The organism is Phycisphaeraceae bacterium, assembly GCA_020851465.1.
GTDB lineage: Bacteria > Planctomycetota > Phycisphaerae > Phycisphaerales > Phycisphaeraceae > JADZCR01.
Genome location: JADZCR010000017.1, coordinates 29,342 through 43,204 on the forward strand (window position 1 = coordinate 29,342; position 13,863 = coordinate 43,204).

Genomic DNA, 13,863 nt, shown 5'->3' on the forward strand with positions numbered 1-13,863 from the left:
TCCGAGGCGGTGCCCTACGTCCGGGGTACAAGTACCACGTTGGTGTAGTGTTGTTGCCAGAAATCTCCGGAGAGTTCAGTGAATGTCTTCCGGTTCGGATCGAAGAATTTCACGTCGTAGTTCAGCTCTTTAGCCAGTTTGAGCAGATCGTCCGGTTTAGCTCCGAATGCGCCCCACGTGACGGTCCCGTATTCAAGAACCACGTGCGGACGAAACCGTTTGAGTGTTTCACGACTTGACCGTAACACGCCTAATTCTGCGCCTTCGACATCGATCTTGATCCAGTCCACACGTGAAAGGCCAGCCTCGTTCACGATATCGTCGAGCCGCCGCCCCTGAACTTTAAACGCTCGCGCCCCCTTTTCAGCGACCAGTCCTCCCGTCCGAACACTTGAGTACACATCGCCGTCATCAGGCATGAATAAAGTAACTTCGCCAACCTCTTCGCCGATTGCGGCATGAATACCAGCCTTGAGATCGTTGACCGCTAGATTTTGCTGAAGGAGTTTGAAGGTTTCAGGATTGGCCTCGAGTGAGATTAGCCGGCCTTCTTGACCAATGATTCCGGCCGCCAGCATCGAGAAGTAACCGATGTTTGCTCCACGGTCGATGAAGGTCATCCCTGGACGAAGATATTTCAGCAACAGCTCTCGAACCTCTGGTTCATACTTCTCAACAGCCGACCAAAAGCAATGAGTAAACGAATGGCCAGGCTCTAACAGAAGGGTTGTACCCGTAGAGAGTCGATAGCGAAGCGGTTTGTTCGGATTGAGCTTGACGTGGACTTGATAACGAATGCCCCTTGCGACCAGCTTAGCACTCTGCATGGCAGCCGGTGGATCAGTAAGACATTTTTTAAGGAAACGGAGCGGATTCAAAGGTAATCCTTTCTGTCCCGAGGCATGCTGGATTAGCTAGCGAGTGAAGCGATACATCCCGCACGCATACCACGCATTGGCAACGCTGTCAGGCGTCGTGTTTTCGATGAACTTGTCTTCATCCGTCACGCAGTGGAAGCTCACGAGCTTCAGATCAGGAACGGTGTCGATCGGGCGTCGTGGATCCCAGATGCGTTGTGCATTGAACCATAACGCTTCCTTACCCACCGGCATGGCAAAGAGTAACGTGCCCCCCGGTGCGAGCACTCTGGCCAATTCCCGCAGTGATTTGGTTGTACCTTCGGGGTCGATCGGATCGCCATAACGTCCCAGTCCAATATGCTCTGCGACGTGCAGACACGAGAGGGAATGGATGCTCTGGCTTTCCAGCGGTAACTCCAGGATGGATCCTTTGCGGTATTCAAAGCGAGGGATGGAAAACGATGGGGGGCGGATATCCCAATAAACCACGGGACAGATGGCGGTGACCTGTCCGACGAACCCATCAAGTCGTGACCCGACGTCGTGATGAACGGGCGGCTGAAGCTCGCCGAGTGTTCGTAAAGCCCAGACATCCTGGAAGAAATAGTGCCCGCCGCCGGAGTTGGTCGAGGGGTCCTGGTCAAAAAGACAAGGGGCCAGTAACTCGAAGCGTGCTTCGCCCCCCATACGCTTGAACTGCCGCCAATCTCGAAAAAATCGGGAGTACAAGCGCGGCAAGCGGTAGAACCGTCTGCCGGAGTTGCGCAGCGGCTGGTAGATGCGCCACATGCCACGGGCAAATGGACGCAGCGGGTTGCTCATTCAGGTGTTTCCTTCAGTCTGCCGCGAAAGGCGGTATCTTATTGCAATGAACTCGATTGCCCCGCTCGCCGGAGGGCGTTGAAGAAGCGATCCGCTACGTTTGCATGACCGAACATTTCCGCACCCACCCGTATCGCGTTATCACCCAGACGTCGTCGATGGTCGGCCGACTTTAAGCGGCAGATCACTTCGCGCAGTGCGGCCGGGTCTGGCGAATCGACCGCTTCTGCAACGCCGGGATTTTCCTTTGCCCAGCGGATCGCTGAGCACCAGGGGGGGCCCCAGATCAGCAGGGGTAGTCCCGTTACGGTGTAATCGGCAATCTTGCTGGGAAAACTGATTTCCATATTCGGCCGGTCTGCCGGTGCAAAGCTCATGGGTACAAACAAAACATCGGCTGATTCACGCATCCGGCGAAGGAGATCCTGGAACGGGATAAATCCACGGATGGAGATGTTTGGCTGCGCCAGGCCGATACGCTGGGCTTCTTCCGGTCGGATAGTCGAATAGATGACCAACTGGTCGCCGTCTCTTTCAGCCTCGGCAGCCAGAGCGACAAGTCGCGGGATGTAGTCTGACGTATTGATGGAGCCAGCGTAACAATACAGGAGAGATGCTCCCTCTTCGCGTGGAGGAGAAGATTCCCATGCCGGGGTATCCGCGGCACGGGATGGGTAAAGCACTTCCGCCGCAAGACCATATCGGCGGGTATAGGTCTCCGCCATCGAAGGTGAAACGCAGAGTCTGGAGGCGGCATTCTGGTAAACGCGACCAAACTCTCGCTCTACTTTGGGCCAGTGTGCTTTTCGAATATGAGTGCTTAGCGGAACATCATCGTGGATGATCAGGTGCAGCGGAATATGCATTCGGCGAGCAACAGAGTCGGCAGTCAGCCAGGTTGATCCATGGGCCACGGTCATGACTGCTTCGGGTTGAAACCTTCGAATCAGCGTTCGAATGCGCCAGTAGCGCCATCGTGCGATGCGGAAATTCAGCAGTGCGTACTGTGTTGCCAGTCGGGAGTTCTGTAAACGAAGTCCGGCCAGATGGAGTTTTTCATAGCGAACACCGGAAATCTGCTTCGACGGTGTGGCGGAGGTCAAGTCGCTTTGAATGATGAAAAGCTTGTCAGCGGGATAAGTTTCGAGCAGACGATAAATCAGTGCGGAACCGGCCATCGTGGACTCGGCCGGCACGTCGGATAGATAAAGCAGTCGCGGCAGCGATGCGGTTTCGACCATGAAAATCCTGTAACACGGAACGGTAGAATGCCGATCCAAGTCATCATTTCACGTTTCAGGTTACAGGATTTTTACAAAAGCGGCGAGTGCGAATTTCATTGCGTGTTCTATTTTTCACAGATGAGAGGAGCGAAGAATGTTCAGTAGTACTCGTTGGTGGCGAGGAGTTGCTCGTCTGTGATGGAACTGCTGAGATTGTCAGCCATAAGTGGATCGGTAAATTGATTCGAGACATCTTTACGTGCCTGCTGTTTTGCGTGGCCGTCAGCGAACAGGATGCTGGCTTTGAGAGGAGTATCCTTGCCGTGCCACTGGGACATCGAACTGGTAGCAGGACGCTCGTCCATCATTGACGAAGTCCATACGGCAAAAAGCGGAAGATCAGCGATAATCAGCTTCATTGCAGGATTTTTGATAGAGGCGTCATTCTCACCTTCAATGACCCATGCCCCGCCGCTCACGCGACGAGAGCCGTAGTAGATTTCAGCAGCCGAACGATTGGGATATTGATAGGAACACCCAAAGAGGCTGTAGGCAGGTATGTTTGCAGTATTTGGCCCTGCCCGCCAATCGCCCAGATCAAGGGGGCATCTGGCTGCTTTGCTTGCATCGCTCAGGTAGCTATTGAGGAGTCGCCGCGAAGTATTGGAATCCGCATCGCACCAATAGCCATTGACCCCACCGGTTACCAGAGTGCCGGTGACACCTAGCAGGTCGTAGTGGCCTGGTGCGGAATGCCAAAAGAAACCTGTAAGTGACCCTCGATTTCCCGGATAGAAAAACTTATTTTCTGTCAGGTACGCGCCGGTTGCCACCCCGATACTCCTGACGTTTGAAAGACAGGAGGTGGTTTTTGCGGTCCGTTGAGCAGCTCCCAGCGCAGGCAGCAGGATTGCAATAAGCGTAGCGATGATGCTGATTACAACCAGCAACTCGATGAGGGTGAAACCTCCTCGTCCAACATATCGTTGCCTAGCCGACATTCGACACTTTCCCCGTTGTTCCAGGACACATGCTCCCGGAGAGCAAATCACAGAACATCACGGCTCGATCATTCATCCTCAGACGGAGACAGGATCGCAGTCCCCTCGCAAACAACTTCCCTTTGAAGACGAATTATAACCGCAGAATCGGCAAAATGTCAGGGTTTTTATCAAGACTTTATGGTATGACGTTAAGCTCATTGTTGTCAGCACTTATAGACACAACTGGTTTCAGTTTTCAAATATTCGTAAAGGAATATGGATAACTGTTGGGAAGATTAGGGAAGATAATTGTCATTTATAAAACCGTTATAAGTACCTATTGCCCTTTAATCCAAGCTGCGACTACGTGATCATTTGAGCACGGGTAGGCGGGAGGAATCGGCCATTTTTTGGCGCGTCTTAACACGGGGATCAGGTTTACCAGCCACACCCATTTAGCACGTTTGGGATCGTGATAAGACCAGTAGGCGAAATCTTGAATCTCCATCCTGATTTTTTCATGAAAGGACCAGTCGTAATGAGGCAGCAACTCCCAGGACGCGAGTCGAGCACCGAGCTTCCCGGCAAGAAACTCTGCATAACCGCGACTGATCATGATCAGATGTTCAATGTTACTTAGATACCAGAAGTGAGCGGGGTCGCGCTGGCAGGCTGGCGCATCAGCGTTTCCTGTTGAGAGCACAAGCATGCCGTTCGGATTCAGCAACCCGAAAAGTTTTTCGAGTGTCTGGGTCGGGCGGGGCAGATGCTCAAACACATCAGCGAGGACGATGGCATCGAAACGATATTCCCCGCGCGCCAAATCTTCATCATTCAGAATGGTGATGCCTTTTTGTGCAGCAATACGTGCTGCGGAATCATTGATCTCAACTCCAAATCGCCGCTGACCTGTTAGTCGATCAAGCAGTCGGCCGGTACTGCAACCGTAGTCCAAAATCGAGCTTTGAGGTTTTAATCTGGAGAGAAGGCGCAGGGTAGCACGCTCGGTTGGATACAGGCCGGGGATCTCCCACTTGGCAGCATCCGTCAGCGCGTAATAGGTTTCCAGTTCCGGCCAATCCAGTGCGTGGGACTTGTAATAAAGACCGCAATTCCGACAGCACCGCATTGAAAATTTGGGCTGAACAAATCTTCGTCCGCCTAACTGCACAGGGACTTCACCGGAAGGCCTGCCGATCGTAACGAAATCGTGAGCATCGCAACCGGGGCAACTGACTATCTCCATGCGATGATTCCGATCCGAGAGGGTGTCAGAAAATTGGAAAGCTCGCTGCTGGTCATGCGGTCGAACGGAGTATGGGCATACACATGGAATCGGAAATATTTTGTGGTTGAATCAATCATGATATGAGTTTTCAGGCTCAGCCCGGTTTGGGAATCTGTCGTGTCCGCAACCGATTCCACGCTGCGCTTGTAAGCCGATGGATCAGTTGTTTTTCCGCAGGATCCATTCCCGTCAGCCAGATCATGCCGGCCATGATTACAGCGGAGGCGAAACCAACGGCAAGCAGGCGAAGAAACCCCTCGCGCATCTGAAAGTGAATCAGCATCGCAATGGCGACACCCATTGCACTGACCATCGCGACCGGCAGAACAGCACGGCGAAACCACTCAAAAAACGGCAGGTTGATGAGTCGCCCGATATAAGCTGCCTGAAAAATAAGAATGATCACGCCACCGCCTACAGTCACAGCCGGCAAAGCCCAGGGCGGAGCACCCAGCCAGAGCACAAGCAATGCGACACCCAGTGAGCCGAAGAGAAGCCCGCACATCACGATGGTGTACACGCCGACACGGTTGATCGCGAAGGAGGCGAGATTGAACCCTGTGCCATAAACGCTGATCCACATCCAGAGCAAAACCAGGCGTACGAAAATCGGGGCGAAGGCATAGAGGGATGCGAAGTCATTTCTTTTACCGAGCCAGACTCGGAGTAGGTATTCCGCTTCAAACTGAAGCGGCACGAGATAAAAAAGAGTAATCAGTGCAGCCCATTTGCCGGTGCTGATCGTGAGGAGACGGACGTTCGCGCGGTCACCCCGAGCTTCGACGCCGACCAGTGCCGGAGCCGCCGTTCGTGAAATAACCCCGCCAAGGCTTGCTTGATAGGAACTGATCTGCATTGCCACCGCGTAGGCAGCATTTACCACCGTTCCATAAAGCGGAAAGAAAAAGAGATTGAGGATAATGTCCGAGCTCTGCATGGCGATCTGATAAGCAACCGACCCAAGAAAGGACCAGCCGGCGAGTTGCGCCAGCGGCCGCAGTTCACTACGGTCGAACAGTCGGAGCTTAGGCCGACTTTCGGGAAATCGCTTCAGGCACAACAGCATTGAGACGGTCTGCGTCACCGCCAAAGCGGCGAATAACAGCCCGGCGTAGAGCACGAGCTTGTCACCCGATGAAGACAGGAGAATCAGCAGGATCACGGCTGTGAGTTTGAGCAGCACATCGAGAATGTCGAAGACAGCCGAGAGCAACATCTCCTGATGGGCGATGAATAGACCGCGAAACGGTGTCCCGGCAAAGGAGAGTGACAGGCCGGCGACGGCAAACTCGTAAACCCAGAGCGATTCACGTTCGCGGCCGTGGGGGATCTTCAGCCACGTGATGATCCAGGGTCCGAGGATGCCGCCGATCAGTGCGACGAGCACACTCAGGCCGGCAAAGAGAATGAGACTGGTGTTGAAGACGACGCGGACACGCTCGGGATTATTTCGACCGATCTCATACGCCAGATGGCGTTGTGCGCTGCTGTTGAGGCTGCCGGTGATGACCAGCAGAAACGAGCCGGTGGCGCCCAGCAGGGTTAAGAGTCCGAAGTCTTCAGGTCCCAGCACATGAAATGCCAACCGGGTAATGACCAGACCGATACCAACGGTGAGCACCATGCGGCCGTAGGTGATGGCCGTGTTGAGGATGAGACGGGTTGATTGACGCAATCCTGATTCCGTCGAGAGTCACCGGCAGCGTGACGTGGCGGCCAGCATTCCATGTGTATCGGTTGGGTGGGTCACTGAACCCGCAGCTTCACCGAAGTTTCCGCGCTCAGTGTCGCATGGGTCGCAGCATCCGTGAAAGTGAGCTTGGCGGTAGCTTGTCCCACAGATGGTTTTGCGGGTAGTGGCACCTCGATCGTGTAGTGCGTTCCCGTCATGCCGCTCCGGTAAGCTGCATCGAACTCGCGCGGATCGAAAGTCTTTTCGGCAATCAAGGTCGGTGTCGCCCCCGGCGCGATGGCGACCAGTTGCACCACAGCCTGGCCTGCTGCGGGCAGGAAACGGCCTTGCTGATCGAGTGTTTTGAGATAAATCCGCAGCGTATCGTCGGTGCCGTCGCCGTTGGTGTCGATGGTGCCGGTATAGCGGCCGAATTCCAGTTTTACAGCGTGAGGAACCTCTGCGTCCTTAAGCTCAGGCTGGGTCGCCGAAGTGCGGCTGGCGTTGAGCGTATCAATCTGTGCCAGTCGAAGCTCAATTTGCTTTTCCAGGTCATCAACTTTCTGGCGTAGTTCCAGATTTTGACGCCGGAGGTCGTCGTTCTCGTTGAGATAATTTCGTGGGCCGCTGTGACAGGCGGATGCCGCCAGGCAAGCGATTCCGAGGATCAGCAGCAATAAATTGCTCAAGCGCATCTTTTGCTTATTCCTCATCATCTTTCTGATGCGACGAGGACATACTCTCTGGAATGTGCTGAAGAACCATATCCGCACAGCCGTATTCAACAGCTTCTTCCGCGTCGAGCCACTTATCGCGTTCAAAGTCCTTGGCGATCTGATCGTAAGACTTGCCGGTGTGATGCGCGGAAATCTTGTAGAGCCGCTCTCGTGTGCGGATCATTTCCTTTGCCTGGATTCCAAGATCGGTCGCCGGTCCCTCCATTACACCCCCGATGAGCGGTTGATGCAGGAGCACCCGCCCGTTGGGCAGCATGTGCCGTTTACCCTTTGCGCCAGCCATCAACAGGGTTGATCCCATCGAAGCTGCGACACCGATGCAGTACGTTGCCACGTCAGGTCGGATGAACTGCATCGTGTCATACACACCCAGTCCCGCACTGACCGATCCGCCGGGCGAGTTGATATAAAAGTGAATATCCGCCTTGGCGTCCTCATTGGAGAGGAAGAGGAGTTGTGCGATGATCAGGTTGGCGGATTCATCGGTTACAGGTCCACCAAGGAAAATCACGCGATCCTTCAGCAGTCGGGAGTAAATGTCATACGCCCGCTCGCCTCGGCCGGTCTTCTCAATCACCATCGGGATCAAAGTCATAAGCCATCCTTGCTTTTGATAACGGCGGCATCATCGGCCGCACGGCATGAACGGACGGATTGTAGCAGCGTGACATGCGGGCGGCGATCTGGAGCGTCATCGACTGATCGGGAGAGCCTAGGCCACTGGCCCAAGACCGGCCGTAGTCCTACCATGACTCATCCTGTATGACTCACGTTGCTCTTCAATCGCTCGATCCCGCCGCCTCCGCGCCCGCCGCCCGGTCCGGTAATCTCTGGCTCGCCAGTGCGACGCTCTGGCGCCGTGAGATGGTCCGCTTCTTTCGACAACGAAACCGAGTGGTCAGTGCTGCGGTCACACCTCTGATTTTCTGGTTATTTCTCGGTTCGGGGCTTAATAATTCCTTCTCAATGAGTCCAGCGCCATCGGCTGGAACTCCATCCTCAGCTACTCAGAGCATCGGCTACCTCCAGTATTTCTTTCCAGGGGTGGTCATGCTTATGCTGCTCAATACCGCAGTTTTTTCGACGGTTTCAGTAGTTGAGGACCGCCGCGAAGGTTTTCTTCAAGGTGTGTTGGTCGCGCCGATTCCACGACTTTCAATCGTACTGGGCAAAGTGCTGGGCGGTGCCAGCATTGCTACGATTCAGGGCATTATTTTCTTGGCTATCTGGCCTTTTGTTGGATCAGGTTTCAGTGCAGCGTGGCTGGCAATATCGCTGGTGGTCATGTTTGTCGTGGCCCTGGGGTTGACTGCGATGGGGCTGTGTGTGGCTTGGCCGATGGATTCGACGGCTGGGTTCCACGCGGTGATGATGATCTTTCTGATGCCGATGTGGTTTCTTTCCGGCGCGGTTTTCCCCATGACCGGACATACACCCCTGTGGCTTAAAACATTGATGTGGTGTAACCCAATGACCTATGGCCAGGCTGCTTTTGCCGAAGCACTCAGCGGCGGGCGGGACCACTCAGGCCTGTCCATCGGATTTCCACTCGCAGCAATGCTGACGGTGGTGTTGACTGTCATGACTATCTTGCTGGCAAGTTGGCTGGTCAGTCGGCGGCGAAAGGACGGCTCAGCATGACGCAGACTCCGCGCCCTGATTCGCCTCGCTCCACCCCGCATCCAGCCACGTCGCCGCCGACGGCGCAATCTCCTGCGCGTAGAGTGCCGATCTGGATTTTCATTGGCCTCGTGGCGTCGGCATCGCTGCTCATCACACTGCTCATCACGATTATGGTTATCAATCGCCCCCGTGATAACGGCAGCACGGGTGTCGGTTCCGCATCAACTGATAAAAAAGATACGTATCTGCACGGTGGGACACTCAGTGAGCCAGGTGCTGATGATCCGCCTGTCCTGGGGGTTGTCCCCGCGTTTCGTCTGGTTGAGCGCGCAGGTGGCGTCTATGCAAGCACAGAGTTGGCCGGCAAAGTCTGGGTGGCGGATTTCATTTTTACACGTTGTGCCGGTACTTGCCCTCGGATGACGCAGGAACTATCAAATTTACAGACACAACTCAGCACCCTGCCACGCTGGAAGGAGATCCGACTGGTAAGTTTTACGGTCGATCCGACCAACGATACGCCGGACGTGCTGCGTGATTACGCTGACTCTTACAAAGCTGATCGCCGTCAGTGGATTTTCCTGACCGGTTCACGGCAGGATCTGTGGAAGTTGACAAAAGAAGGCTTCAAGCTGCCGGTTGGAGAAGACACGGAAAATCTCCAGATGCCGATCACCCATAGCTCACGCTTTGCTTTGGTGGATCAGCAGGGACGAATTCGCGGTTACTACGATGCCTTTGATGCGAACGTGCTCGATCAATTGAAAAAGGACATCGACAAAGTACTGGCGGAGGTTCCACCCGTTGCGGAAACGCAGCCATCCACTCAGCCGGCAACGCAACCGAAATAGTTCTGATCCGCACAGCTACGATGATCGAGCGGTATCCAATACAAGGTCATTATCCTTGGATCTTTCATTCCTTCCCGCAGTAAACGCCTCACTCAATGCCATCGCCATCGTGCTTTTGGTTCGTGGTGTATGGCTGATCAAGCGAGGTCGAATCGACGAGCATAAACGGATGATGCTTGCCGCGTGTATCTGTTCATGTGCGTTTCTTGTGTCGTACGTGATTCACTACGTATGGCGTGCGACGGTCCACGGCGGCACACACACAAAGTTCAATGCTGAAGGCGCCATCAAGCTGGCTTATTACCTCATGCTGTTTTCGCACATCATGCTGGCGACGACCGTACCGGTTTTCGCCGTGTGGTTGATACGACTCGGTCTGCGCCGTGAAGATCGAAAGCATCGCCGCCTCGCCCGGTGGGCATACCCGATCTGGCTGTACGTCTCGATCACGGGGGTGTTGATATTCGTGGTACTGACGTTTTTTAATCAAAAGTAACAGAGGTTGGCCGTTCAGTGATGTGCTGCTTTAATTTATTTGATTACCCCTACTCATTGTGCTTCTTACCACTGCGGCTTGCCGCAGCATAAAAACAAGACGTGTTTCATCCCTTCTGCTGTTCCTCGCTTCTATAATCGCCCGTCTCATGCCCGCGAATCAATCAAAACCTTTTTCACCACCCAGCGCTGCGCAGGTACAAGCGCATCTGGATCGGTATCCGCCGCGCGGACCATCGAAGGTTTCACTATTACTGCCGACGTTTGGGTTGGCGCTGATCGTGTTTCTGATGCTCCGTGCGCAATCAGCCGCGACGTTCATACTCTCCTGGTGTCTCCTGGGGGCATTACTGGTTGTGATGGGGGTGCGAGCCCGGTTAGCAAGATCGCTCGAGTCCGAAGCAGCGCAGATACAGGAAATGACGATGTGGCGTCGTCGTGAGGACGCTCTGCGCCGAGCATGGCGGTTACTTCCAAGATTAGTTGTCAATCCGGAGCTTCATGGCCGTACGGTTGCCGCGATAGCGCATAACCTTGAATCTCTGGGTGCTCATGACGCTGCTATCGTGGCTTACGATCACCTCATCAAGCGTTTGCCGGATGATCACCCGGTATCCGTTCAACTGCGTGTCCATCGCACCATGGCCGAGCTTGGAGCGGAACGACTGACGGATGCCGACTCCTCATTGCGTCGGTTACGCAGTGCGGTTGAACCTTACCGTGGTACACCTATCGGCGGTTCCTACCGGTTGGCAAACCTTATTCAGCAATCTCGTACTCATCACGATGCGGATGCAGTTGAAGGAGCCGGCGAATTGTTAGATGAGCTGCGCCCCCTTGGCATTGATGCGGGGTATGGTCACGCATTGATGGCATTGGCGTATGTTCGACTTGGTGAAACAGAATCTCCGCCCGAAAACTGGCGCGGTCATGCGTTGCAGTGGTGGTCGCGTGCAACGCTGCTGGTCCCCGTAGAACGGTTAATCGAGCGATTCAGTGATCTGCATCTCGCAGCCCAGAGGCTCGCCGCGCAACATCAGGACGCATCATTACAGGGAATGGATGCCACGGGAGCAGCAGGATGAGTGAACCGATGGTCAATCCGTCGCTGACTTATCCCTCGCCGGTCGCTTCAGGGGTTGTGAAGCCGAGTGTCGCATGCGCGACTTTTGCGATACCAAGATTTCGCCGCGAATTAGCGGTGGACAGGGCGATCCGTGTTGTGATATTCGTTGCCGTATTGCTGGCGATGCTTTTTTTACCCGCTCATTTTTCGAACATTGTCCTGATTGTCGGTGCCGTGGTATGGATCGGGCTGAGTGTAATCAGTGGTAAAGTTTTTCGTCAGTTGCCTCAGATCACGAGTTGGATTGAACGTGACCCCGCAGCAGCCGAGAGTGCGATTGCATTGGCTCTGCCTCGTCATCCGCTTCAGCGGTCGGTACGGCTGCTGCTCTATCACCGTCTGGCCATCCTTCGTCACCGGCAGCAGCGGTTTGCTGAATCGGCTGCAATCTCACAGGCATTACTTTTCGAGCGACTGGAGCCTGCGGTTAACATTCGCACCAACCTGCTCCTGATGCTTACCGAAGCCAATCTCGAATGTGGAGACCTGGGCGGTGCCTACACAGCTTTGGCAGGACTGTCCACGCTGCCGCTGAGCCACATCGAAGATTTACAGCGAATGGCTTTACAAATCCGCTATGAAGTAGCCTGCGGCCATGATGGGTATGCGCTGCAGGATCTTGAGCGAAAAATCGCCATGATTGAGATGCTTCCCGGTCCGCCTTGCGGCGTGCTTCACGCCTTACTCGCGATTGCTGCGCAACGACAAAATCAAAAACCCCTGGCTGACTGGTTGTGGCGACGTGCGGAGCTTATCTCCACACCACAGGCACTGGCAGAGGTCAAGCGGCGGGCGGGTCGGTAAATCCAAGGACTGTGTCGCGATACGACAGACATTGTCGCTTCCGACACGTTGGCCATGTTTTCGCTAACAAGTCGCAGTTGTCCTACCATGGCCACATGAGTGCAATCGAGTTCACCCTTGCCTCTTTTTCCATTTCCGTGGCTGCGGGGTTGCTCGGATCGATGCTTGGTATTGGAGGCGGGATCATCGTCGTGCCCGCGCTGACACAACTCCTGGGCGTCGATATGAAGTATGCGGTCGCTGCGTCGTTTATCGGTGTGATCGCAACGTCCAATGGGGCGGCAGCGTCATATGTCCGCCAACACCTGACCAATCTTCGACTGGCAATGGTGCTGGAAGTGGCGACAGTGGCGGGGGCACTAGGCGGCGCTTATCTCGGCGGGATTGTTTCGGATCGATTTCTCCTTGTTCTTTTTGGCTGTATTCTCGGCTATGCGGCTTTTGCAATGTTCATTGATCGCCTGCGCTCAAAAGTTCAATCTCCAGAGCAGGAAGATCGGTTGGCTGGCCGGCTGAGACTGCACGGGCAGTACTTTGACCAGTCGCTAAATGAACATGTCAATTACCGCGTCATTCGTGTATGGTTTGGTTTAGCGGTCAGTATGACGGCTGGCATCATCAGCGGGCTGCTGGGTGTCGGCGGGGGCATCCTGAAAGTACCCGCGATGCATCTGGGGATGCGGGTTCCCATCAAAGTCTCGACAGCTACCAGTAATTTCATGATGGGTGTGACCGCTGCCGCGAGCGCTGCTGTCTATTTCTCGCGTGGCCAGATCGTGCCGCTGATTGCCGCGCCGGTCGGAGCGGGTGTGTTACTGGGTGCTGTGACTGGCTCGCGCATGCTGCCGAAGGTTAAAAACGCCTACGTCAAAATGGGCTTCGTCGCGGTGTTAATCGCGGTCGCAATACGCATGTTTTACAAGGGGCTGGTTTGAGAGATGGTCGACCCGGAAGAAATGCACAAAGGTTTGAGCAGGGAGCAGCTCAGATTGGATGGGCTGATCAGTGCGATCCTGCGCGTCGGCATGCTTACCAGCGTGACACTGATCGTGCTGGGGTCCGTATTATGCTTCACGCGCGATTCTCGTTATGGATCCGAATCAGGGCTTGCGGCTTTGATGCAGCATAGAGCTTTTCCGCATACAGCAACGGCAGTCTGGAGGGACGCGATTCACGGTGGTGGGATGGGTTTAGTGATGTTAGGCGTGCTGGTCATGGTGGCGACGCCGATTCTACGCGTGATCGTGTCAATCATTGCGTTTGCTTGGGAAAGCGATGTCGTTTACACGTTGTTGACGGCTGCTGTTCTGGGGTTACTGTTGGTTGCTTTGATCGCGGGTAAAGCGGGATGAGTCTTTCCGTACCGAGTCATTAAGTTG

14 protein-coding genes and 1 pseudogene are annotated in these 13,863 nt (G+C 54.7%); 7 read left to right on the forward strand and 8 right to left on the reverse strand.

From position 1 onward, the window contains the following. Window positions 1-14: 14 nt before the first annotated feature. The 8 genes and pseudogenes from IT444_12785 to IT444_12820 all read right to left on the reverse strand — a co-directional run bounded on the left by IT444_12785 (window position 15) and on the right by IT444_12820 (window position 8,180). The gene (locus tag IT444_12785) at window positions 15-878 is read right to left on the reverse strand and encodes an FkbM family methyltransferase (protein MCC7193644.1); all 864 of its coding nucleotides are present in this window, start codon (window positions 876-878) and stop codon (window positions 15-17) included. 36 nt (window positions 879-914) lie between these two features. Next, window positions 915-1,682: a DUF268 domain-containing protein gene (locus IT444_12790; protein ID MCC7193645.1), complete on the reverse strand. Its 768-nt coding sequence runs from the start codon at window positions 1,680-1,682 to the stop codon at window positions 915-917. Between the two features lie 38 nt (window positions 1,683-1,720). Continuing rightward, on the reverse strand, window positions 1,721-2,923 hold the full coding sequence (locus tag IT444_12795) for a glycosyltransferase (GenBank protein MCC7193646.1): 1,203 nt from the start codon (window positions 2,921-2,923) through the stop codon (window positions 1,721-1,723). Between the two features lie 851 nt (window positions 2,924-3,774). After that, window positions 3,775-3,906: pseudogene (locus IT444_12800) on the reverse strand (prepilin-type N-terminal cleavage/methylation domain-containing protein). Between the two features lie 319 nt (window positions 3,907-4,225). Continuing rightward, the gene (locus IT444_12805) at window positions 4,226-5,134 is read right to left on the reverse strand and encodes a class I SAM-dependent methyltransferase (protein ID MCC7193647.1); all 909 of its coding nucleotides are present in this window, start codon (window positions 5,132-5,134) and stop codon (window positions 4,226-4,228) included. Between the two features lie 136 nt (window positions 5,135-5,270). Then, window positions 5,271-6,851, reverse strand: a complete 1,581-nt coding sequence (locus IT444_12810) for a hypothetical protein (protein MCC7193648.1) — start codon at window positions 6,849-6,851, stop codon at window positions 5,271-5,273. A 71-nt stretch (window positions 6,852-6,922) separates the two neighbouring features. Further along, window positions 6,923-7,543 carry a hypothetical protein gene (locus IT444_12815; protein ID MCC7193649.1) on the reverse strand — a complete coding sequence of 207 codons (621 nt, stop codon included), beginning with the start codon at window positions 7,541-7,543 and terminating at the stop codon, window positions 6,923-6,925. Between the two features lie 7 nt (window positions 7,544-7,550). Beyond that, on the reverse strand, window positions 7,551-8,180 hold the full coding sequence (locus IT444_12820; protein MCC7193650.1) for an ATP-dependent Clp protease proteolytic subunit: 630 nt from the start codon (window positions 8,178-8,180) through the stop codon (window positions 7,551-7,553). A gap of 167 nt (window positions 8,181-8,347) precedes the next feature. Here IT444_12820 and IT444_12825 point away from each other — a divergent pair, with 167 nt between their 5' ends. From IT444_12825 to IT444_12855, 7 genes are all read left to right on the forward strand, one after another. Beyond that, window positions 8,348-9,226 carry an ABC transporter permease gene (locus tag IT444_12825; GenBank protein ID MCC7193651.1) on the forward strand — a complete coding sequence of 293 codons (879 nt, stop codon included), beginning with the start codon at window positions 8,348-8,350 and terminating at the stop codon, window positions 9,224-9,226. Beyond that, on the forward strand, window positions 9,223-10,059 hold the full coding sequence (locus IT444_12830) for an SCO family protein (GenBank protein ID MCC7193652.1): 837 nt from the start codon (window positions 9,223-9,225) through the stop codon (window positions 10,057-10,059). Before IT444_12825 ends, IT444_12830 begins: the two co-directional genes overlap by 4 nt. A gap of 55 nt (window positions 10,060-10,114) precedes the next feature. Then, entirely contained in the window at window positions 10,115-10,555 is a 441-nt protein-coding gene (locus tag IT444_12835) for a DUF420 domain-containing protein (protein ID MCC7193653.1), read from the forward strand. 148 nt (window positions 10,556-10,703) lie between these two features. Then, window positions 10,704-11,639 (forward strand): hypothetical protein, encoded by a 936-nt coding sequence (locus tag IT444_12840; protein MCC7193654.1) that lies wholly within the window; start codon window positions 10,704-10,706, stop codon window positions 11,637-11,639. Beyond that, on the forward strand, window positions 11,636-12,484 hold the full coding sequence (locus tag IT444_12845; protein MCC7193655.1) for a hypothetical protein: 849 nt from the start codon (window positions 11,636-11,638) through the stop codon (window positions 12,482-12,484). The genes IT444_12840 and IT444_12845 overlap by 4 nt, the downstream gene beginning before the upstream one ends. Window positions 12,485-12,579: 95 nt before the next feature. Continuing rightward, window positions 12,580-13,419, forward strand: a complete 840-nt coding sequence (locus IT444_12850) for a sulfite exporter TauE/SafE family protein (protein MCC7193656.1) — start codon at window positions 12,580-12,582, stop codon at window positions 13,417-13,419. A 3-nt stretch (window positions 13,420-13,422) separates the two neighbouring features. After that, window positions 13,423-13,836, forward strand: coding sequence for a DUF1634 domain-containing protein (locus tag IT444_12855; protein ID MCC7193657.1), 414 nt, complete (start codon window positions 13,423-13,425; stop codon window positions 13,834-13,836). Window positions 13,837-13,863: the final 27 nt, after the last annotated feature.

Coding starts and splice junctions, on each gene's coding strand:
- IT444_12850 (MCC7193656.1), top strand. CDS start 12,580: ATGAGTGCAATCGAGTTCACCCTTGCCTCTTTTTCCATTTCCGTGGCT.
- IT444_12840 (MCC7193654.1), top strand. CDS start 10,704: ATGCCCGCGAATCAATCAAAACCTTTTTCACCACCCAGCGCTGCGCAG.
- IT444_12790 (MCC7193645.1), bottom strand. CDS start 1,682: ATGAGCAACCCGCTGCGTCCATTTGCCCGTGGCATGTGGCGCATCTAC.
- IT444_12845 (MCC7193655.1), top strand. CDS start 11,636: ATGAGTGAACCGATGGTCAATCCGTCGCTGACTTATCCCTCGCCGGTC.
- IT444_12830 (MCC7193652.1), top strand. CDS start 9,223: ATGACGCAGACTCCGCGCCCTGATTCGCCTCGCTCCACCCCGCATCCA.
- IT444_12815 (MCC7193649.1), bottom strand. CDS start 7,543: ATGCGCTTGAGCAATTTATTGCTGCTGATCCTCGGAATCGCTTGCCTG.
- IT444_12825 (MCC7193651.1), top strand. CDS start 8,348: ATGACTCACGTTGCTCTTCAATCGCTCGATCCCGCCGCCTCCGCGCCC.
- IT444_12855 (MCC7193657.1), top strand. CDS start 13,423: ATGGTCGACCCGGAAGAAATGCACAAAGGTTTGAGCAGGGAGCAGCTC.
- IT444_12795 (MCC7193646.1), bottom strand. CDS start 2,923: ATGGTCGAAACCGCATCGCTGCCGCGACTGCTTTATCTATCCGACGTG.
- IT444_12820 (MCC7193650.1), bottom strand. CDS start 8,180: ATGACTTTGATCCCGATGGTGATTGAGAAGACCGGCCGAGGCGAGCGG.
- IT444_12805 (MCC7193647.1), bottom strand. CDS start 5,134: ATGGAGATAGTCAGTTGCCCCGGTTGCGATGCTCACGATTTCGTTACG.